16 protein-coding genes and 1 tRNA gene are annotated in these 19,336 nt (G+C 63.3%); 10 read left to right on the forward strand and 7 right to left on the reverse strand.

What is annotated here, in order from left to right; translation table 11 throughout:
- Positions 1 to 97 precede the first annotated feature (97 nt).
- The gene (locus tag H143_RS0111055) at positions 98 to 751 is read left to right on the forward strand and encodes a DUF1345 domain-containing protein (RefSeq protein WP_019938310.1); all 654 of its coding nucleotides are present in this window, start codon (positions 98 to 100) and stop codon (positions 749 to 751) included.
- Positions 752 to 784: 33 nt separating this feature from the next.
- Here H143_RS0111055 and H143_RS0111060 read toward each other — a convergent pair whose 3' ends face one another.
- Entirely contained in the window at positions 785 to 2,167 is a 1,383-nt protein-coding gene (locus tag H143_RS0111060) for a PLP-dependent aminotransferase family protein (protein ID WP_019938311.1), read from the reverse strand.
- Between the two features lie 118 nt (positions 2,168 to 2,285).
- Here H143_RS0111060 and H143_RS0111065 point away from each other — a divergent pair, with 118 nt between their 5' ends.
- Positions 2,286 to 3,149: a DMT family transporter gene (locus H143_RS0111065; protein WP_019938312.1), complete on the forward strand. Its 864-nt coding sequence runs from the start codon at positions 2,286 to 2,288 to the stop codon at positions 3,147 to 3,149.
- A gap of 270 nt (positions 3,150 to 3,419) precedes the next feature.
- On the opposite strand, the gene H143_RS0111070 is transcribed toward H143_RS0111065, so the two are convergent.
- The 3 genes from H143_RS0111070 to H143_RS0111080 form a co-directional block, all read right to left on the reverse strand.
- Positions 3,420 to 4,613, reverse strand: coding sequence for an acyl-CoA dehydrogenase (locus tag H143_RS0111070; protein ID WP_019938313.1), 1,194 nt, complete (start codon positions 4,611 to 4,613; stop codon positions 3,420 to 3,422).
- A gap of 124 nt (positions 4,614 to 4,737) precedes the next feature.
- Positions 4,738 to 6,420 (reverse strand): thiamine pyrophosphate-binding protein, encoded by a 1,683-nt coding sequence (locus tag H143_RS0111075; RefSeq protein ID WP_019938314.1) that lies wholly within the window; start codon positions 6,418 to 6,420, stop codon positions 4,738 to 4,740.
- Between the two features lie 137 nt (positions 6,421 to 6,557).
- Positions 6,558 to 7,574: a histone deacetylase family protein gene (locus H143_RS0111080; RefSeq protein ID WP_019938315.1), complete on the reverse strand. Its 1,017-nt coding sequence runs from the start codon at positions 7,572 to 7,574 to the stop codon at positions 6,558 to 6,560.
- 102 nt (positions 7,575 to 7,676) lie between these two features.
- Between H143_RS0111080 and xerD the strand changes: the two genes are divergently transcribed.
- The 6 genes from xerD to aspT (H143_RS0111110) all read left to right on the forward strand — a co-directional run bounded on the left by xerD (position 7,677) and on the right by aspT (H143_RS0111110) (position 15,184).
- Positions 7,677 to 8,630 (forward strand): site-specific tyrosine recombinase XerD, encoded by a 954-nt coding sequence (xerD, locus tag H143_RS0111085; RefSeq protein WP_019938316.1) that lies wholly within the window; start codon positions 7,677 to 7,679, stop codon positions 8,628 to 8,630.
- Positions 8,631 to 8,650: 20 nt separating this feature from the next.
- On the forward strand, positions 8,651 to 9,139 hold the full coding sequence (ybaK, locus tag H143_RS0111090; protein ID WP_019938317.1) for a Cys-tRNA(Pro) deacylase: 489 nt from the start codon (positions 8,651 to 8,653) through the stop codon (positions 9,137 to 9,139).
- Positions 9,140 to 9,253: 114 nt separating this feature from the next.
- The gene (locus H143_RS0111095; RefSeq protein ID WP_019938318.1) at positions 9,254 to 9,832 is read left to right on the forward strand and encodes a DJ-1/PfpI family protein; all 579 of its coding nucleotides are present in this window, start codon (positions 9,254 to 9,256) and stop codon (positions 9,830 to 9,832) included.
- A 248-nt stretch (positions 9,833 to 10,080) separates the two neighbouring features.
- Positions 10,081 to 11,790: an aspartate-alanine antiporter gene (gene aspT, locus H143_RS0111100; RefSeq protein WP_019938319.1), complete on the forward strand. Its 1,710-nt coding sequence runs from the start codon at positions 10,081 to 10,083 to the stop codon at positions 11,788 to 11,790.
- A gap of 24 nt (positions 11,791 to 11,814) precedes the next feature.
- Positions 11,815 to 13,410 carry a bifunctional aspartate transaminase/aspartate 4-decarboxylase gene (locus H143_RS0111105; protein ID WP_019938320.1) on the forward strand — a complete coding sequence of 532 codons (1,596 nt, stop codon included), beginning with the start codon at positions 11,815 to 11,817 and terminating at the stop codon, positions 13,408 to 13,410.
- Positions 13,411 to 13,453: 43 nt separating this feature from the next.
- Positions 13,454 to 15,184, forward strand: coding sequence for an aspartate-alanine antiporter (gene aspT, locus H143_RS0111110; RefSeq protein ID WP_019938321.1), 1,731 nt, complete (start codon positions 13,454 to 13,456; stop codon positions 15,182 to 15,184).
- Positions 15,185 to 15,305: 121 nt separating this feature from the next.
- On the opposite strand, the gene pbpG is transcribed toward aspT (H143_RS0111110), so the two are convergent.
- Both pbpG and H143_RS22460 read right to left on the reverse strand, forming a co-directional pair.
- The gene (gene pbpG, locus H143_RS20465; RefSeq protein WP_019938322.1) at positions 15,306 to 16,454 is read right to left on the reverse strand and encodes a D-alanyl-D-alanine endopeptidase; all 1,149 of its coding nucleotides are present in this window, start codon (positions 16,452 to 16,454) and stop codon (positions 15,306 to 15,308) included.
- On the reverse strand, positions 16,421 to 16,687 hold the full coding sequence (locus tag H143_RS22460) for a hypothetical protein (RefSeq protein WP_155803376.1): 267 nt from the start codon (positions 16,685 to 16,687) through the stop codon (positions 16,421 to 16,423). Before H143_RS22460 ends, pbpG begins: the two co-directional genes overlap by 34 nt.
- Between H143_RS22460 and H143_RS0111120 the strand changes: the two genes are divergently transcribed.
- Positions 16,686 to 18,878 carry a bifunctional diguanylate cyclase/phosphodiesterase gene (locus tag H143_RS0111120; protein WP_019938323.1) on the forward strand — a complete coding sequence of 731 codons (2,193 nt, stop codon included), beginning with the start codon at positions 16,686 to 16,688 and terminating at the stop codon, positions 18,876 to 18,878. The two genes, H143_RS22460 and H143_RS0111120, sit on opposite strands and share 2 nt — an antisense overlap.
- Positions 18,879 to 18,936: 58 nt before the next feature.
- Positions 18,937 to 19,012: transfer RNA gene (locus H143_RS0111125), tRNA-Arg, on the forward strand.
- A 55-nt stretch (positions 19,013 to 19,067) separates the two neighbouring features.
- On the opposite strand, the gene H143_RS0111130 is transcribed toward H143_RS0111125, so the two are convergent.
- A complete protein-coding gene (locus H143_RS0111130; protein ID WP_019938324.1) occupies positions 19,068 to 19,322 on the reverse strand; it encodes a hypothetical protein in 255 nt (84 codons plus the stop codon).
- Positions 19,323 to 19,336 lie beyond the last annotated feature (14 nt).

Consider the following 19,336-nt stretch of genomic DNA (forward strand, 5'->3'; position numbering starts at 1 on the left):
CCTTTGCGCGCGCAGACCGCCCAAGGCGTGCTCATGCCGTCGTGATCCCGCATGGCGCAATGATAATCTTGCCTCTGTCCATTTTTGGAGCCGTATCATGACGCTTTATCCGCAGGTGCTGCGCAACCGGCCGATCATGGCCTCGGCGCTCGCGGCGGGCGTGCTGTGCGCCGCGCTGCTGCCGTTGCCGACACGGCCTGCCGCGCGCGTGTTGATCGGATGGGATTGCGCGATCTGGCTGTATCTCGCAATGATATGGATACGCATGGCCACTGCGAATCATCACAAGGTGCGCGCGATCGCGGTCCGTGAGGATGAGAGTGCGACCGGCGTGCTGGTGGTCGTCAGTTTGGCGACGGTGGCCAGCATCGCCGCCATCGCCTTCGAGCTTGCAACCGTGAAGGGCATGGGTCTGCGCGCCGAGCTTGGCCATTACACGGTGACGGTCGCGACCATGTTCGGCGCGTGGTTCATGATCCCGACGATCTTCACGTTGCATTACGCGCGGCTCTACTATGGTTCGCCCGCCGACAACCGCGCGCTGCGTTTTCCCGATCGCGAGCTCGAACCCAACTACTGGGACTTTCTTTATTTTTCCTTCACGCTCGCCGTGGCTTCGCAGACCGCCGACGTGGCGCTTGCCAGCCGCTCTGCGCGGCGCGTGGTGCTCGCGCAATCCATTCTTTCGTTTTACTTCAACCTGGCCGTGCTGGGACTGTCGATCAACGTCGCGGCGGGGCTGCTGGGCTGAGATCGGTCAGCCCGAAGGCTGCGCCTGGGCGCGTTATGCGGCCAGCGCATGCGCCAACACGGCGAAGATCCGTTCGTCGGTCGATTGGCTCACATTAAAGCGCAGAAAATCGCCGGCGCTGCGCGACTGGCTGAACGCATTGCCCGGCGCCAGCACCACGCCCTCCTTCAGGCACAGGCGGGACAGATTGGCCGCGTCCTTGCCTTCGGGCAGGCGGCACCACAGGAACATGCCCGCCTGGGGCACGAGCCAGGGCTGGATGCCCATCGCTTCCAGTCGCGCGATGGTCTTTTCTCTTTGCTGCGTCAGCCGCAGCCGCACGGTTTCCATGTGCTTGCGATAGCCGCTGTCGGTCAGCGCGGCCAGCACGATGTCGGCGGCCAGGCGTGCGCCGCCGAAGGTGGTGGCGATCTTCAGGTCGACCAGGCTCTCGATCCAGTCGGGCCGCGCCGCGACATAGCCGCAGCGCATCGCGGCCGAAATCGTCTTGGAGAAACTGCCGATCTGGATCACGCGCGACAGGCCGTCGAAGGCGGCAAGCCTGGGGGCGGGACTGGTCTCGAAGTCAGCGAAGATGTCGTCCTCGACGATCACCAGATTCGAACTCTCCGCCAGCTTGAGCAGTCGATGCGCGACTACGGGCGACAGGGTGGCGCTGGTCGGGTTGTGGATGCCGGAGTTGGTGATGTAGAGCCGCGGCGAGTGCGCCTGCAACGCGGCGCCGAACCGTTCCACGTCCGGACCGCTGGGCGTATAGGGCACGCCTACTGCCCGCACGCGGTGCGCGCGGAGCAAGGCGTGGAAATTGAAGTAGCAAGGGTCGTCCACCAGCACGGTGTCGCCCGGTTCCAGCAGAAAGCGGCAGATCAGGTCTATTGCCTGCGTGCCCGAGTCGGTGAGCATGATTTGCTCGGCAGCCGCCTCGATGCCGGTGGACAGCATTCTGCGGGCAAGGAATTGGCGCAGCGCGGGATGGCCCAGCGGCGTGGCGTATTCGACCAGTTCCGTCGTGCCGGATCGCGCCAGCTGGCGCAGGGCGCGGCGCACGCCCGCCTCATACAGCCACGATGCGGGCATCCAGCCGCACCCAGGCTTGAGCACGGCGGCATCGGCCTCCAGCGACTGGCGTGAGATCCATAGCGGGTCGACTTCTCTGTCGAGCCGGGGGCCGATCTGCGCCAGCGCCAGCGGCGCGGCAGGACCCACGACATAGAACCCGGCCCCCGGGCGCGAAGCGATGACCCCTTCGGCGGCCAGCCGCGCATAGGCTTCCACTACGGTCGAGACCGAAAGCCGCATGGCCTGCGCCTGCGCCCGCACTGAGGGCAGGCGGGCCCCCGGCATGTAGACGCGCGCGGCGATTCTGGACTGGATTTGCGCCATCACCGCACGGATTCGCGTGCTGTGTTGCTTCATTTTTTGCCAACTGTATTGGAGTTTTTAACAAAACAGTTCTTTTTAATTGTATTGGTTTGTCTCTGGCCTGGACAGCATCGCCGGGGTCAACTGGGGGCCTTTCTTTGAGAGGTTTTCCATGGAAAAAACAAGCAGCGGCTGGATCAGCGGCTTTATCGGCGTGACGATATTCGCCGGTTCGCTGCCGGCCACCCGATTGGCGGTCGCCGGGTTCAATCCGACCTTCCTGACCTGCGCGCGTGCGAGCATTGCGGCCTTGCTGGGGTTGCTGCTGCTGCTGGCGCTCAAGCAGCCCCGTCCCAAGCCGGCCGATTTGCCGTCCCTCGCACTCTCGGCGCTGGGCTGCGTGATCGGTTTTCCGCTGCTCACGGCACTGGCGCTGCAGCACATCACCTCGGCGCACTCGATTGTGTTCGTGGGCATACTGCCGCTGTGCACTGCTGTTTTTGCCGTATTGCGCGGCGGGGAGCGCCCCAGGCCGCTGTTCTGGCTATTCTCGATCCTGGGTGCCGCCATTGTCGCGGGCTACGCCGCCATAGGGGGCGGGGGAAATTCTCTGCAGGGGGATTGGCTGATGCTGGCCGCTGTCATCGTGTGCGGCATGGGGTACGCGGAGGGCGCGCGACTTTCCCGTGTTTTGGGTGGATGGCAGGTCATCAGCTGGGCGTTGGTGCTGTCGCTGCCTCTCATGCTGCTGATCGCGCTGCTGACCTGGCCCGCCTCCTTCCAGCACGTGCCCGAATCGGCGTGGATCGGCCTGGCCTATGTTTCGCTCTTTAGCATGCTGATCGGCTTTGTGTTCTGGTATCGCGGCCTGGCGCAGGGCGGCATCGCGGCGGTCGGACAGCTGCAGCTGCTTCAGCCCTTCATGGGCTTGGGCCTTGCCGCCCTGATCCTGCACGAACAGGTGAATTGGACGATGTTGCTGGTGACCCTTGGCGCGGTGGTCTGCGTCGCAGCGGCGAAGAAGTACGCCAGGTGATCGTTCAAGCGGATCGATCAAAATCGGGGGCAAGAGGCTCTCCTCAGGTCGGCCGATGCAGCAGCGCGCATAGCGCGAACATGAACCGCGTCGTGAGCCAGGTCACGCTGGCGATGCGGGCGCCCAGGCCGAAGGCCCACCGTTCCAGGCACTTAAGGCAAGCATCGCTGTTTTCTTTTTTATGAAAACGGCCTCGCCCGCGAGCGGGCGAGGCCGTTCTGACAAATGCGCGGGCGCAAAGATGAGGTTTTGCCTACCGGGCAGGCCGGATCAGAAAAACGCTTGCAAGCCCGTCTGCGCACGGCCCAGGATCAACGCATGCACGTCGTGGGTGCCTTCGTAGGTATTGACCACTTCCAGGTTGACCAGGTGGCGCGCCACGCCGAATTCGTCCGAGATGCCGTTGCCGCCCAGCATGTCGCGCGCCAGTCGGGCGATGTCCAGGGACTTGCCGCAGGAGTTGCGCTTCATGATGGAAGTGATTTCCACCGCGGCGGTGCCCTCGTCCTTCATGCGGCCCAGGCGCAGGCAGCCTTGCAGCGCCAGGGTGATCTCGGTCTGCATGTCGGCCAGCTTCTTCTGGATCAGCTGGTTCTGCGCCAGAGGACGGCCGAATTGCTTGCGATCCATGGTGTATTGGCGGGCGGTATGCCAGCAGAATTCAGCTGCGCCCAGCGCACCCCAGGCAATGCCATAGCGGGCCGAGTTCAGGCAGGTGAAAGGGCCGCGCAGACCGCTGACCTTGGGCATCATCTGGGCTTGGTCCACCTCGACCTCGTCCATGACGATCTCGCCGGTGATCGAGGCGCGCAGGCCGACCTTGCCGTGTATGGCCGGGGCCGACAGGCCCTTCATGCCCTTTTCCAGGATGAAGCCGCGGATCTTGCCGTCGTGTTCGCCGCCCACACACTTGGCCCACACCACGAACACGGTGGCGATGGGCGAGTTGGTGATCCACATTTTGTTGCCGGTGAGCTTGTAGCCGCCGTCGACCTTGACCGCGCGGGTTTCCATGCCGTTGGGATCGGAGCCGTGGTTGGGCTCGGTCAGGCCGAAGCAGCCTATCCATTCGCCGCGGGCGAGCTTGGGCAGGTACTTGCGCTTTTGCTCTTCGCTGCCGAATTCGTTGATGGGCACCATCACCAGGGACGACTGCACGCTCATCATGGAGCGGTAGCCGGAGTCGACGCGCTCGACTTCGCGCGCGATCAGGCCGTAGCTGACGTAGTTCAGGCCCGAACCGCCGTACTCGGCAGGTATGGTCGGTCCCAGCAGGCCCAGCTCGCCCATTTCGGAGAAGATGGCCGGGTCGGTCTTTTCGTGGCGGAAGGCTTCGAGCACGCGCGGCGCGAGCTTGTCCTGGGCATAGGCCGCCGCGGCATCGCGCACCATGCGCTCTTCTTCGGTCAGCTGTTGGTCCAGCAGCAGGGGGTCTTGCCAGTTGAAAGAGGGGCTGTCGGACATGGTCCTGTCTCCGGTTGATTGATCAGAATAGTTTAGACTTAAAATAATTGGGCGCGCAATCGAAGCCTGCCCCGATCTGGCCCTCCCCGGACGATCACCCAGGGGGACGGGTTGCGCAGACCGCTCAACCCCTCAGCGCCGCGGCGCGGATCTTCTCCAGCGTCGTGGACGGGCTGATGACTTCGGGGTCGATCAGGCAATGCAGGATGGCCGGCTTGCCGCTGGCCAGGGCGCGTTCCAGGGCCGGGGCGAACTGTTCGGTGGTTTCGACGCGCTCGCCGTGCCCGCCGAAGGCCTGCGCGTAGGCGACGAAATCGGGGTTCTGCAGGCCGGTGGCCGAGACGCGGCCCGGATAGTGGCGCTCCTGGTGCATGCGGATGGTGCCGTACATGCCGTTGTCGATCAGCAGCACAATGATGGCCAGGCCGTACTGCACTGCGGTGGCGAATTCCTGCCCGTGCATCATGAAGCAGCCGTCGCCGGCGAAGCAGACCACGGTTCTGTCGGGCATGACCCGCTTGGCGCCCACGGCGGCCGGCAGGCCGTAGCCCATGGACCCGGAGGTGGGCGCGAGTTGCGTGGCGTAGCGTGTGAAGCGGTGAAAGCGATGCAGCCAGGTGGCGTAGTTGCCGGCGCCGTTGGTCATGATGGCGTTCGCGGGCAGCGTGTTTTCCAAGTGCTGCATCACTTCACCGAGCTGCAGCTTGCCCGGCGTGCGGATGGGCGCCGGGTCGCTCCAGTTCAGGTAGGAAGCGTGCAGGGCTTCGGTGCTGCCGGCCCAGGCCGGACGGCCGATGGGGGCTGGGAACTGCGCCAGGGCTGCGCAGAAGGCGATCGGCGAGGTATTGATGGCCAGGTTCGCCCGGTACACGCGGTTGAGCTCGCCGCTGTCGGGGTGGATGTGAACCAGCTTTTGCCGGGGCACGGGGATGTCCAGCAGCGTATAGGCCTGGCTGGGGACTTCAGAGAGGCGCCCGCCCATCAGCAGCACCAGATCGGAGGTCCTGATGCGTTCGACCAGCGCCGGGTTGATGCCCAGGCCCACGTCGCCGATGAACGAGGGGTGGTCGGCCGGGAAGAGCATCTGGCGCCGGAAGGACACGCCCACGGGTAGGTCATGGCGTTTGGCGAACTCGGCGAACTGCGCCACGGCCTGCGCGTTCCAGCGCGTGCCGCCCAGGATGGCCACCGGCGCCTTGGCGCTGGCCAGAAGGCGGGCCAGCTCGGTCAGCTGGCCGGGGGCCGGATCGGTCTCGACGACTTCGTAGCGCGGCGCATCGGGCACCTGCGCGGTTTCGGTCAGCATGTCTTCGGGCAGGGCGATCACCACCGGGCCGGGGCGGCCCGAGGTGGCCACGTGGAAGGCGCGCGAGACGATCTCGGGAATGCGCTCGACCTGGTCGATCTCGGTGACCCACTTGGCCTGCGTGCCGAACACGGCGCGGTAGTCCATTTCCTGGAAGGCTTCGCGCTCGCGCATGCCGCGCTCGATCTGGCCCACGAACAGAATGAGCGGCGTGGAGTCCTGCTTGGCCACGTGCACGCCGGCCAGGGCGTTGGACGCGCCCGGGCCGCGCGTGACCATCACCACCCCGGGTTCGCCGGTGAGCTTGCCGTGCGCGTCGGCCATCATGGCCGCGCCGCCTTCCTGGCGGCAGACGGTCACCTCGATGCGCGCGTCGTGCAGGCCGTCCAGTACGGCCAGATAGCTCTCGCCCGGCACGCAGAACACGTGCTTGACGCCCTGCGCCGCCAATTGGTCGACCAGGATGTGTCCGCCCAGGCGGGCGTTGGGGATGGAAGTCATGTGCCTCTCAATCGGGTAAGCGGAAAATCAGGCCAGAGTAATGTGCCGGCGCGGCATAAAGCAATTGAGAAAATCGCACTAGGTCTTGAGAGTTCGGCACGGTCCGGCGGGCCCGGCCGTGCGCCGAAACACCGGAATCAGGCAGCCAGGCCGTCGAAGAACCGGCAGGCGTTCGATTCCAGCGCCTCGATGTAGTAGCCGCCTTCCTGCACGATCAAGGTCGGCAGCTTTAGGGCGCCGACCGCGCGGCCCAGTCGCTCGAAGCCGCCTTCGCTGACCGAGACCTTGGCCTGCGGGTCTTTCTCGAAGATGTCGAATCCCAGCGACAGCACCAGCGCGTCGGGCTGAAACAGTTCGATGGCGGTGCAGGCCTGGTCCAGCTTATCGAAGAAGACCGACTCGGGCGAGCCGTGCGGCATGGGCAGGTTGACGTTGTAGCCGTAGCCCGCGCCCGCGCCGCGCTCGTTCTCGAAGCCGGCCACCGCCGGGTAGAAATTCTCCGGGTCGCCGTGGATCGAGACGTACAGCACGTCGTTGCGCTCGTAGAAGATTTCCTGGGTGCCTTGGCCGTGATGCATGTCGGTATCGAGGACGACGACCTTCGGATACCTGGCGGTCAGGTGCTGCGCGGCGATGGCCGCATTGTTCAAGTAGCAGAAACCGCCGGCCGCATCGCGCCGGGCATGGTGGCCGGGCGGGCGGCACAGCGCATAGGCCTGGCGTTCGCCGGCCAACAGGTCCTGGGCGGCGGCGACGGCGCACTGGGCCGACCAATAAGCCGATTGCCAGGTCTTGGGACCGACCGGGCAACTGCCGTCGGCCAGATAGCGGCCAGCCTGCGCCAGCATGCCCCGCAGGGCGTTGGGCTCGCGCACGAAAATAGTGGGCATGACCTCGTCGCCCCAGTCCTCGGGCAACTGCGTCCAGTTGCGGTGGGCGCTTTCCAGAAAACGCAGGTAGTCCAGCGTGTGCACGGCCGAGATCGGGCCGGCGCCCTGGTCGGCCGGCGCGCTTACGGCAAAGCCCAGCTTGCGGGCCGCGCCCACCAGGCCGTCCAGCCGGGCGGGAATTTCCTGCGGCGTGCGCATCTTGCCGCGCGAGAAATAGGTCTGTGGGTGATGCAGTTTCTGATCGTCGTGAAAATAGGTCTTCATGCCGTGGCTTCCCGGTGTTTGGATCACATTGCGATGTACATAAGAGTAAACCGAAGACGCGGCGGACTCATGCGCGCGGCGCGCGGGTAGAATCGCAGGCAGATGAGCAAGGACAAGAATTCTTCCCCTTCTTCAGCCTCGGTCTTGGCCGCGCAGGCCGACATCGACGCCTTTATCGACGCGATCTGGCTGGAAGACGGCCTGGCCGCCAATTCGCTGGCCGCGTACCGCCGCGACCTCGCCGCCTTTGCCGCCTGGCTGGAAGCACCTGCGCAGAGCCGCCTGCCGGCGGCCCTCGCGCTGACTCAGGCCGAGACCGCCCACATCGAATCCTGGTTCGCTTCGCGCCATGCGCAGAGCCGGCCCGCCACGGCCAACCGGCGCCTGGCCGCGCTGCGCCGCTTCTACGCCTGGGCACTGCGCGAGCACCGCAGTGCGCGTGATCCGTGCCTGACGCTGGTGGCGGCCAAGCAGCCGCCGCGCCTGCCCAAGACCTTGTCGGAAGCGCAGGTCGAAGCGCTGCTGCGAGCGCCGGACGTCGATACCGCGCGCGGCCTGCGCGACCGCGCCATGCTGGAGACGATCTACGCCACCGGCCTGCGCGTGTCCGAACTGGTGGGCCTGCGCGCGCTCGAAGTGAGTCTGAACGAAGGCGTGGTGCGCGTGGTGCTGGGCAAGGGCGGCAAGGATCGCCTGGTGCCGCTGGGCGCCGAAGCCGCGCACTGGATCGATCGCTACTCGCGTCAGGCGCGCCCTGAATTGACCGGCGCGAAGGTCAGCGATGCGCTCTTTGTCACGGCCCGCGCGCAGGCCATGACGCGCCAGGCTTTCTGGCAGATCGTCAAGAAATACGCCGCGCAGGCCGACATCCATGCGCCCTTGTCGCCGCACGTGCTGCGCCATGCCTTCGCCACGCACTTGCTCAACCACGGCGCCGATCTGCGCGTGGTGCAGATGCTGCTGGGGCACGCCGACATCTCCACCACGCAGATCTACACCCATGTGGCGCGCGAGCGCCTGAAGGCCCTGCACGCGGCGCATCATCCGCGCGGCTGAAATTTAAACTCGCCGGTATCATGAGCAAAACCAAGCACGTCTGCGAAACCCCCGCCACCCAGCTCCTCAAGCAGCGCAAGGTGGCCTACGCCGAGCATCCCTACAATTACGTCGATCACGGCGGTACGGTCGAATCGGCGCGCCAACTCGGTGTGCACGAGCATGCCGTGGTCAAGACCCTCATCATGGAAGACGAGGATGCCAGGCCCATGGTGGTGCTGATGCACGGCGACCGCGAGGTGTCCACCAAGAACCTCGCGCGCCAGATCGGCGCCAAGAAGGTCGCGCCCTGCAAGCCCGAGGTGGCGCAGCGTCATTCCGGTTATCAGGTGGGCGGCACTTCGCCCTTTGGCACCCGCAAGCGCATGCCCATCTGGGTCGAGGCCTCGGTGCTGGACTTGCCGCGCATTTACATCAACGGCGGGCGGCGCGGTTATCTGGTGAGCATCGAGCCGGCGGCGCTGGTCGACCTGCTGGGTGCCAGACCGGTGAACGCGGCGCTGGAATAGGCGCTGGGCGTGCTTGGGCGCCGGGTCATAGTCAGGCAACAAGGCTTGCCGCATAATGAGGACAAACAGATCGGCCGGCGGACAGTCCGCCAGGCGGCTTACGAGGAGACACGCATGAGCAAGAATTTGTTGATGTTGGTGGGCGACTACGCCGAAGATTACGAAACCATGGTGCCCTTCCAGACGCTGCTGGCGGTGGGGCATGCCGTGCATGCGGTATGTCCAGACAAAAAGGCGGGCGACAGCATCGCCACCGCCATCCATGATTTCGAAGGCGCGCAGACCTACAGCGAAAAGCGCGGCCACAACTTCGCGCTGAACTTCGACTTCGCCAAGGTCGATCCGGCCGCCTACGACGGCCTGGTGATCCCCGGTGGCCGGGCGCCCGAATACCTGCGCCTGAACGAACGCGTGCTGGAAATCGTGCGTCACTTCGACCAGGCCGGCAAGCCCATCGCGGCCGTGTGCCACGGCGCGCAGCTGCTTGCCGCGGCGGGCATCCTGAAGGGCCGCACCTGTTCGGCCTATCCGGCCTGCGCGCCTGAGGTGCGGCTGGCGGGCGGCACGTACGCCGATATCGCCATCGACCAGGCCCATACCGACGGCAATCTGGTGACCGCTCCGGCCTGGCCCGCGCATCCGGCCTGGCTGGCGCAGTTTCTCAAGGTGTTGGGCACGCGCATCGCGCATTGATTCCGCGCTTCACAAACAAACGGCCGCTTGCGCGGCCTTTTTTTATGCATCCGGTGCGGTCACAGCCGGGCGATCCGCACTCCAGGGTCGCGTCCGGCTTTTTTGCGCGGTAATGCGTCTGTTCGGAAATCTCCGCTCGGCGCACTTGCCTATTCTCTTGCGGCACCGGGCGGTGTTGACCTAAATCAACATCTCAATGTCTATGAGTACCTACGATGTCTCGCAACCACTACTTTCATGAGACCGAGATGGACGTCATACGACATTTATTCGCCATTCAGCCACTGCTTGCACTCTTCATCACGATCGCGCTGGGTTATTGGGTCGGGAAAATCAAGATAGGAAGCTTTGTGCTGGGGGGGATCGCCGGGACCTTGCTGGTGGGAGTCATCATCGGTCAGCTGGGCGTTGATATAGACAGCGGGATCAAAAATATTTTCTTTGCGCTGTTTATCTACGCGGTCGGATTCCAGGGTGGCCCGCAGTTCTTTCATGCATTGAACCGCCGGTCCCTCAATCAGCTGATTTCCTCCTTCGTCATGTGTCTGATCGGTCTGCTCTGCGTGCTGATCGCCGCGTGGATGTTCGGACTGGATCGAGGAATGGCGGCAGGTCTGGCCGCGGGCGGCCTGACGCAGTCTGCGATTCTCGGTACCGCCGGCGATGCGATCGCGAAGCTGGGTTTGTCGCCCGCCCTCGTCAAAACCATGCAGACCAATGTGGCCGTGGGCTATGCCGTCTGCTACATCTTCGGGTCGCTCGGGCCGATCATCATGGTTAGCTGGTTTCTGCCGCTCATCATGAAATGGGACATCCGCAAGGAAGCCGTCAAGCTTGCGAAAGAGATGTCGGGAGGCAGCGCGGAACTGGACCCCGGCCAGTTCAATGCGGTCGCAACGCTATCCACGCGCATGTATGAAGTGGCGCCAAATGGGAAAGCGGTGGGCAGGACCATTCTGGAGATCGACAAGGCGCTTGGCGATGCCGCGGTGGAAGCCATCCTGCGGGGGGGCGCCATGATCGACATGGCCGACACGACCATCATCCAGTCGGGCGACCAGGTTGCAATCACCGGCAGGGTCGATGCGCTGAAAGCCACTCATGATCTGCTCGGCGCCGAAATGGCTCCTCCGGCCGGCCTGTCGCTAGTCGAGGAAAACCGCGAAATTATTTTGACCAATCGTGCGCTGAGCGGGCGTGAAATCGCCGAGATACACGATCATGCCAACATCGAAACGCGCCGTGGGGTCTTTTTGACCGCGGTAAAGCGGATGGGAAGGAATTTGCCCTTGCTGGGCAAACTGCAATTGAAGACCGGCGATGAACTGCATTTCCTGGGGAGCCCTGCCGACCTGAACCGGGTGCAGTCCAAGATTGGCTACAAAATCAGCGCCGCCGCCGTCACCGATTTCATTTTTTTCGGCATTGGCATGCTGATCGGCATGCTGATCGGCATGATCGAATTCAAGCTATGGGGCGTGCCGGTTTCAATCGGCAGCGGAGGCGGTTGCCTGCTCTCGGGCCTGTTGTTCGGCTGGCTGCGCAGCGTGCATCCGAGATTTGCCGCCCTGCCCATCGGTGCGTCCACGTTTCTGCGCGACTTCGGACTGGCCGTGTTCGTGGGTGTGGTGGGCATCTCGGCCGGCCCCCAGGCGCTGGTCGCCATACGGGAGCACGGGTTGACGCTGTTTTTTCTCGGTGTCGGCGTCACGCTGATTCCGCAGATCATCACCTTCTTTTTCTCCTATTACGTTCTGCGCATCAAGAATCCCATCGAAGCGCTGGCCTGCGTGGCTGGCGGACGCAGTGCGAATCCCGCCTTCGCTGCACTGCTGGAGAAGGCCGGCAACGCCACGCCGGTCGTCTCATTCACCGTCACTTATGCAGTCGCAAACGTGTTCCTGACGCTGTGGGGGCCGGTCATCGTCGGCATCATCACCAAGAACGCCGCACTTTAACCAGTAGGGTATGCAAGGACTATCATGCAACAGGATTTCAGCCAGTTCGCCAATCTGAGCCCTTTTGAACTCAAGGATCAGCTCATACAGGCCGCGACTTCGGACGCCCAGCGATTGATGTTGAACGCGGGGCGGGGCAATCCGAATTTCTTGGCCATATTGCCCCGCCTCGCTTTTCTGAGCATGGGTGAATTCGCGATGCAGGAGGCGCAGCGTTCATATTCCTACCTGAACAGCGGCTTTGGCGGGCTGCCCGAGCGCGACGGCATCACTCAACGGTTCGATACCTACATCAGCAACCATGCCGCAAGCGGTGGCGTCGATTTTCTGCGCGCGGCGATTTCCTATGTCAAGGATCAGCTAGGCCTGAGCCAGGATGCGTTCCTGTTCGAGATGGCCAGTGCATTTTTGGGCTGCAATTACCCCACTCCGCCGAGAATGCTTGTCCATGTCGAAGAAATCGTAAAGGCATATCTTGCGCAGGAAATGTTCGGGCCGCTACCGCGCCACGAGGATTTCTCGGTGTTTGCCACCGAAGGCGGCACGGCGGCCATGACCTATATTTTTCAAAGCCTGCGTGAAAACGGCCTGATCAAGCCAGGCGACAAGATAGCCATCGCCACGCCGATCTTTTCGCCTTATCTGGAGATTCCCGTATTGAGCGATTACGGACTGGAAATCGTCGATATCCGGATGGACGAGCATGCCGATTGGCAACTGCCGGAATCGGAGATCGAAAAGCTCCTGGATCCGGCGATAAAAATATTTTGTCTGGTCAATCCGAGCAACCCGCCTTCGACCAAGCTGTCCGATGCGGTTCTGGATCAATTGGCCGGTTTTATTAACAGCAAAAAGCCGGACCTCTTTATCGTCACCGATGATGTGTACGGCACATTTGCCGATGACTTCGTCTCGTTGTTTGCCAAGTGTCCGCGCAATACGCTTTGTGTCTATTCATTTTCCAAATATTTCGGCGCAACCGGGTGGCGTCTCGGGCTGATCGCGCTGCATGACGACAATGTTTTCGATGCAGCGCTCTCTGCCATATCGGAAGAAAAAAAAGCGCTGCTCGATGCCCGCTATGCGTCCTTGACGACACAACCGCGCGCATTGCGTTTCATCGACCGCCTGGTCGCCGACAGCCGAGCGGTGGCGCTGAACCATACCGCCGGCTTGTCATCGCCGCAACAATTGCAGATGGCTCTTTTCGCGCTGAACGGCTTGATGGATCGCGAGCATCGCTACAAAAATGCCGCCAAACAGTTGATACGCCAGCGGTATTTCACGCTCTACAGAAATATGGGCGTCAAGGCCGCGCATCTGCCCAACGACGTGAACTACTACTCCCTGATCGATCTTCAAGAACTGGGAGGCGAACTGTATGGCTCGGAATTCGAAACCTGGTTTACCCAAAGCAATCTGGGAACCAATTTCTTGTTCCGCCTGGCGCAGGAAACAGGCGTGGTGCTGTTGCCCGGCAAGGGTTTCGAAGTCGTCGACACGTCCGCGCGCGTATCGCTCGCCAACCTCACCGATCGCGAATATGCCTATATAGGCAAGTTCACGCGCCAGGTGCTGGACCAATACCACCAGGAGTTCCTGAGCAGCAGGCAAACGTAGCCAGGCAGATCATCGCCTCCCCGGGCTTGCAAGTGTTCAGATCATGATGCATATACTGCCGGCGATCCAGGCGATGGCACAGGGCTGGCTGCAGGGGCGGCCCGAGATCGCGATCTTCTTGGCGATAGCCGTCGGTTATGCGATCGGCGCCATCAAGGTGGGGGCGTTCAAGCTCGGCGGGGTGGCCGGAACCCTGCTCGTCGCACTGGCGATCGGCCAGTTCGGCATACAGATCGATCCCCTCCTATCGCGCTTCATGTTCACCCTGTTTATCTACGCGCTGGGTTTTTCGGTCGCGCCGCAATTTTTTGCCAGTATTGATAGAACTACGTGGACCTGGATGCTGCTGGTGGTGATCGAGGCCGTCCTGATCGTCACCGTGACATTCGCGGCGGCCTGGATATTCAAGCTCGATATCGGGACCGCAAGCGGCCTGCTTGCCGGATCTGCGACGGAATCGGCAATGGTGGGAACCGGGATCGAAGCGATAGGCAAGCTCGGGCTTTCGGCCGCGGCGATAAAGGCGCTTGAAGCTAACGTCACCACGGCCTATGCACTTTCGTATGTGTTCAGCCTTGTTGCCATCATTCTTTTCGCGAGCCAGCTCGCCCCCTGGCTGCTGCGAATCGATCTGCGCAAGGAGGCCCGCGCCGCGCTTGCGCGGCTGGGGGGCGCTGATTTGAATCTGGAACCGGATCAGCGTTATTCTTCGGCGCCCCTGGTGAGCCGTGGATATCGCGTGACGGCTGCAGCCGGCAAGACCGTCGCGGCGCTGGAGGCTCAATTGGGTGGGCAGGCCGTTGTCCAGAGCATTCGGCACGGTCAGGCGCAAATGCCCGCCACCGGCGCCTATCTGCTCGATGTCGACGACGAGATCGCTGTCGCTGGCCTGCGCGTATCGCTGGCCGGCGCGGATCGAATCATCGGACCCGAGATCGGGGATCTTTCCGATGTCAAATTCATCCTCGAAACCCGGGATGTGGTTCTCGTGCACAGGCCCATGCATGGCTTGACCGTGGACAATCTGCTCGAGTTCCTCAAGACTGCCGCTTGTCACGGCGTATTTCTTGCCGGCATTACGCGGATGCAACGCGATCTTCCCGCAACGCCGGGCTCGAAGGTGCGCATGGGCGACGTGCTGCGGCTGTTCGGGCGCCCGGACGATGTCGCCCGGGCCACACGCCTTCTCGGCGTGGCCGATATACCCAGCAACGTGACGGATTTCGTCTATTGTTGCGGCGGACTCGTGATCGGCATCCTGATCGGCATGGTGTCCATATCCCTCGGCACGGCGTCGCTTTCTTTGGGCAGCGCCGGGGCGTTATTGTCCGGCCTGGGCCTCGGGTGGCTGCGATCGCTGCGGCCCACTTTCGGACGCTTTCCTGCCGCGGCAGCGCAGTTGCTCAAGGATCTGGGCCTGGCCGTCTTCATTGCCTGTATCGGGATCACATCCGCGCCCGCGGTTCTCACGCTGCTGCAGACCAAGGGCTGGCAATTGCCGGTCTGCGCGGTTTTCATTTCACTCGTTCCGACATTGGCCTCGGTCTACATCGGCCGATACGTGCTTCGCATCGAACCGGCAATCCTTTGCGGCGCGATAGCCGGTCAACACGCCAGCACGCCGGCAATCAACGCCACGGAAGCCGTTGCCGGCAATACCGTACCGGTAATCGGCTATACCGTCACTTACGCTATTGCCAATATCCTGCTGCCGTTGCTAAGTCCCATTTTCGTGGCCCTTTTCGCGGCGACCCACGCGATTTCGTCTTATTGATCGCGTCGAATCGAAAAAGGCCCGACTGCGCTGCGCTATCGGGGTCAGGCCTTGGGATTTTTGCCGCCTGACCGGCCCAACTTCCAGCCGGCCGTTCCGTGGTCACTGCATCGCAGCCCGATCACAGCATGGCGATCTGGCGCTCCAGGATGCGGCGTATGCGAATCGCGTCACCGATGCGCGAGAGCGTACCGTGCGAATCGAGCAGCACGATGCCCATTTCGTGTCCGTCGATCTTGGCCATCATCACCAGACACTCACCGGCCTCGTTGATGAAGCCGGTCTTGGATACCTTGATGTCCCAGTCGGGGCGGCGCACCAGCATGTCGGTGTTGCGGAAGGTCATCATGGTCGACTTGACCTTCAGCGTGTATTCCGAAGACGTCGTGAACTGGTGGATCAGCGGCTGCTTGGACGCAGCGCGCAGCAGCAGGACCAGATCGTGCGGCGAGGACACGTTCTCGTAGGACAGGCCCGTGGGCTCGACGAAATGCGTGTGGAACATGCCCAGTTCGCGCGCCTTGGCATTCATGGTTTGCACGAAGGCCGGCAGGCCGCCGGGCCAGTTGCGGCCCAGCGCGTTGGCGGCGCGGTTTTCGGAGGCCATCAGCGCCAGATGCAGCATGTCTATGCGCGACAGCTCGGTGCCGATGGACAGGCGCGAGCCCGTGTGCTTGCGCCAATCGATGTCGGCGTCGGTGACCCGGATCATCTGGTCCAGGGGCTGATGGGCGTCGAGAACGACCAGGGCGGTCATCAGCTTGGAAATCGATGCGATCGGGCGCACTACATCCGGGTTCTTCTCGAACAGGACTGTGGAGGTCTGCATGTCCTGGACATAGGCCGAGCTGGAACGCAAGGAGGCGGCGTCGTTGCCGCCGGGCGAGGTCGACACGGCGGCGAGCAAGGCGGCCGCGCTCAGGGGCGCGCGCCGCGCGATGACCTTCCTGCCCTTGTGTTCCTTGAGGGCGACCTTGCGCACGAGGTGAGTCTTGCGGGTTTCGACCGCGGCAGCCCTGGCCTTGGCCTTTGCCGGTGCGCGATGGATTGTCGCCGCCTTGGCCGTCGCATGGGACGCAGCAGGTTTTTTAGCCGCCGTGTGGACAGGGGCTTTTTTGGCGGCTGTCTTGCAGGCAGCCGTGGTGGGATGTTTTTTGCAGTACGCCGGCGTAGGGGAGGCGGCCAGCGCAGGGGAGGCCCAGAGCGCTCCCATTGCGATGGACATGGCCGCCGAGGTCAGCGCCGCTGTGCGCACCCATTGAAATGCCATAATGTAAGCAGACCTTGAGCGTGTATGAATTCTTTGCGTTTGCTTGCCCAGTAAGCTTCTGGAATAAAAGCCAGAAAAATTAGTGGGTTATGTGCGGAAATTAAACAGGGTTTTGAGGTTGTTGGCAAGGCCAACGACTCAATCATGTCATATTTTAAAAGGGGACGTATAGGGCGATGGCGCATGATGATTCCATGCGGCCCGCCGCGCTGCGCCCGGTAGAATGCAAGCATGCCTGCCTCCTTGCTGCGCCAGCTTGCGCAACAAATCGAGTCTGCCCTGGCCCGCCTGCGCAAGCGTCGCAGCATGCACGCCGAGCTGGCCCGCACCAATGCCCTGCTGGCTGAGAAAAACCGCGCGCTCCAAACCACGCTCGCCAGCGTGTCCCAAGGCGTGGCCAATTTCGACGCCGATGGACGCATCCTCGTCCACAACCGGCGCATGCTGGAGCTGCTGGATCTGCCGCCCGAACTGTTCGAGGGCGAGCCCAACGTAGCGCGGGTGCTCAAGTTCCAGACCGAGCGCGGCGACTTTGGCTTGGACTTCAATCTTATCGACAGCGAGCGAGCGCGCCACTACATTGCCCAGGAATATGCAATGGGCGTGGGGCGCCAGCAGATGCCCGAGCAGTACCTGCGCCGCACCCCGTCGGGCCGCTACATCGAAGTGCGCACGCGCAAGCTGGAAGACGGCGGCCGCGTACGCACTTTTTCCGACGTGACCGACTATATCGCCGCCCAGGAGGCCCTGCGCCAGAGCGAGGCGCGCTGGCGCAGTCTCACCCAGCTGTCGTCCGACTGGTTCTGGGAGCAGGACGCGCAATTTCGCTTCGTGCGCTTTGACGGCAGCGCCAAGTATGGAATCGTGCCCGGACAAATGCGCTATGGCCATACGCGCTGGGATATTCCGCATCTGAACGTGACCGAGGAACAATGGCGCGCGCATCGCGCCCAGCTGGAAGCGCATGAAGAGTTCCGCGATTTCGAGTTGGAGCGCGCCGCGCCCGATGGCAGCGGCATCTGGGCCTCGGTCAGCGGTGCGCCCATTTACGACGCGCAGGGCCGCTTCGCGGGCTATCGTGGCATTGCGCGCGACATCACCGAGCGCAAGCGCGCCGAAGCGGAGATCCAGCGGCTGGCCTTCTACGACGAACTTACCGGCCTGCCCAATCGGCGCCTGCTGCGCGATCGGCTGGAGCAGGCCATCCTGACTCACGGGCGCGACGGCCTGCACGGCGCGCTGATGTTCCTGGACCTGGACAATTTCAAGGCCATCAACGACACCATGGGCCATGAATGGGGCGACCGCCTGCTTGTGCAGGTGGCCGGCCGGCTGGTGGAGTGCGTGCGCGCCGGCGATACCGTGGCGCGTCTGGGAGGCGACGAGTTCGTGGTCGTGTTCCAAAGCCTGCCCGCCGACGTCGCCGAGGCGGTCCGCCAGGCCGAGAGCATGGCGCACAAGGTGCTGGCCGCGCTCAACCAGTCCTACAGCGTGCGCGAACGCACCCTACACAGCACCCCCAGCCTGGGACTCACGCTGTTCGGCGCAATGCAGGAGCCGCAGGTCACCGTGGCCGAGCTGCTGCAGCGCGCCGACCTGGCCATGTACCAGGCCAAGTCGCGCGGGCGCAATACCTTGTGCTTCTTCGATCAGGCCATGCAGGCCGATGCCACCATGCGTCTGGCGCTGGAGGCTGATATGCGCGACGGCCTTGCGCGCGGCGAATTTCTGCTGCACTACCAGCGCGTGGTGGATGCGGGCGGCGCCACGCTGGGGGCCGAAGCCCTGGTGCGTTGGCAGCACCCGCAGCGCGGACTGGTGTCGCCGGGCGATTTCATCGAGGTGGCCGAACAGTCAGGCCTGATCCTGCAACTGGGCCGCTTTGTGCTGCGCGCGGCCTGCGAACAGTTGGCCCGATGGGCGCAAGAGGACGTGCGCGGGCACTGGACGCTGTCCGTCAACGTCAGCGCGCAAGAATTTCGCCATCCCGGTTTCGTGCGGCAGGTACTCGGCGTGCTGGAGCAAACCGGGGCGGATCCGCGCCGCCTGAAACTGGAATTGACCGAGAGCACGCTGCTGCACGAGGTCGAGGACAGCATCGCCCGCATGCAGGTCTTGCGCGATCGGGGCGTGGGCTTGTCGCTGGACGACTTCGGCACGGGTTATTCGTCGCTGGCCTACCTCAAGCGCCTGCCCATCCAACAACTCAAGATCGACCAGAGTTTCGTGCGCGACGTGCTCACCGATCCCAACGACGCGGCCATCGCCTGCACGGTGGTGGCCCTGGCCCGCAGCCTGGGCTTGGACGTGGTGGCCGAGGGCGTCGAAAACGAAGGCCAGTTCGAGTTCCTGTTGGCCAATGGCTGCAAGCGTTTCCAGGGCTATCTGTTCGGGCGTCCGGGACCCGAGCAGGCGCTATTGTAATAATTGCCTATTTCCCGGCCGATGCGCAGCGCGCCTGCGGCTACAATGCCGGCCGCGCGCCCCCGTAGCTCAGTGGATAGAGCGATCCCCTCCTAAGGGATAGGTCGCAGGTCCGATTCCTGCCGGGGGCGCCATAGCCGGGGGCGCCACAGCCGGGGGCGCCACAGCCGGGGGCGCCGAGGTCAGGCGCTAGTCCTGCCCAAACACCCGGTTGATGGCGTCGCTCAGCGCGTTCTGCAAGGGGTTCCCCCGCGTCCATTTGTTCTCGATGTCCGAACTGCCGCATTGCAGGCAGTGAGTCGGCTCGATCGGCGTATCCTCGTGCTGGGGGATGGATTTTTGCCAGCCGCATGTATGGCAAATGGTGTGTAGGCTCATGCTTTCCATGGAAAATTCCTTGCGCCGGGACGTGGCTTCGACTTTACTTGAATAGCCGTTTTTCATGCATGCGGATCGTC

The sequence above is a fragment of the Bordetella sp. FB-8 genome, from assembly GCF_000382185.1.
Lineage (GTDB): Bacteria > Pseudomonadota > Gammaproteobacteria > Burkholderiales > Burkholderiaceae_B > Bordetella.